The organism is Barnesiella sp. CU968, from assembly GCF_905219685.1.
Lineage (GTDB): Bacteria > Bacteroidota > Bacteroidia > Bacteroidales > Muribaculaceae > Lepagella > Lepagella muris_A.
This window is the reverse complement of record NZ_CAJMXD010000554.1, coordinates 1-1,460: the sequence shown is the minus strand read 5'-3', so window position 1 is coordinate 1,460 and position 1,460 is coordinate 1. Positions and strand designations below refer to the sequence as shown.

The window sequence follows — 1,460 nt, the reverse complement described above, 5'->3', positions numbered from 1 at the left end:
ATAGACGCATTGTCATGCTGGTTTAATTTGACAGTTCGATAATTTCGCAATCGCGCATTTCTGTGCCGTCAATGGTGATGCGTACCAGCGTGCGCACTCTCTGCCACCCTTGGTTGCNGGCAGCCCCTGGATTTATGTGGAGCAGGTCAAGCTCGTTGTCGAAAATGATTTTAAGCAGATGGGAGTGACCGTCGACCATCAGTTTTATTCTCTCCTCTTTTAGCAGTCTCTTCATACCCGGTGACCATTTGCCCGGATAACCCCCGATATGGGTGAGCAGCACCCTGACACCTTCTATTGTGAAAATATCGGTTTCGGGACATTTGCGTCTGACCATGCCGTGATCAATATTTCCGGAAACTGCCCTTACCGGGGCTGTTTCACGCAAACGTTCGATTATGGCATAGTCACCGATGTCTCCGGCATGCCATATTTCATCGCAATCTTTGAAATGCAGGGCATAGCGGTCGTCCCACATGCCGTGGGTGTCGCTCAGTATTCCGATTCTTTTCATCTGACAAGTATCTTGCGGCATTGGGAGATATACAGACCGGGTGTGGCTGAACCGACGGGATAAGGCACGCGTCTGCCGTTAATGTCATACCATTCAGTCTGTCTGATGTCTGAATCGCTTTCTGCCGCCTCCGTTATTCCGCTTGATTTTGCGAAAGAGCATATGGTCTTCAACGCCGATGTGGCGCATCCTGTGGTGCTGTCGAACAAAGGAGAGTTGTACCATCCGGAGAGGCTTGTGCCGAATGCGTTGTATTCCATCCACCACCAGAACAAGCCGTTGACGTTGTCATATTTCTCAAGTGTGGAGATAAGGTCGGTGGCAAATTTGTTCTGACCGGCATCCGAATATTGCCATGTGCCAGACAGGTCATGGCTTGTTCCGGGTACTTCCCACTTATAAGAATAGCCGGTTTCCACAATCATGATTTTTTTGTCAGGGTAGTTTGTCTGCAGAGATGCGAGAGCGTTGTCAAGCACGCTCATGTCTCCGTGGAAATATGGATAATAGCTAAGACCGATGATGTCATAATCGATATCCATTGATTTCATCCTGTCGTAGAAATTTTTCTGGACATCCGTCTGTGTGACACGTTCTGTGTGCAGTATGATTTCTGCGTCAGGGCATACCTCCCGACATGCCTTTATCGCCTGGGTGAGTAGTTTGCCGAGTCTGTCCCAGTTGGCGTCGTTTCCCATGAAAGTCTTTTTCAGATCCGGGCTTCCAAGAGGTCCCCAGAGCATTCCGTAACTGATTTCGTTGCCGGGCTGTATAAATTTCGGCGTTATCCCGTTTTCACGGAGAGTCTCAAGTGTCTCCTTCGTATAATCGTGGATTTTTGCATAAAGTTCTTCATCCGACAACCCCTCCCACTCTATGGGTGTCCATTGTTTGGCGGGGTCTGCCCATGTGTCGGAATAATGGAAATCATGCATCAGATCCATCC

The 1,460-nt window shown here is 48.9% G+C and carries 2 protein-coding genes; both read right to left on the bottom strand.

Annotation, left to right across the window (positions count from 1 at the left end; genetic code table 11):
• Positions 1–22: 22 nt before the first annotated feature.
• Positions 23–514 carry a metallophosphoesterase gene (locus JX312_RS13645; RefSeq protein ID WP_204458460.1) on the bottom strand — a complete coding sequence of 164 codons (492 nt, stop codon included), beginning with the start codon at positions 512–514 and terminating at the stop codon, positions 23–25.
• Positions 511–1,460, bottom strand: a 950-nt coding sequence (locus JX312_RS13640) for a glycosyl hydrolase 53 family protein (protein WP_204458459.1), incomplete at its 5' end; no start/stop codon positions are given. The genes JX312_RS13640 and JX312_RS13645, both read right to left, overlap by 4 nt.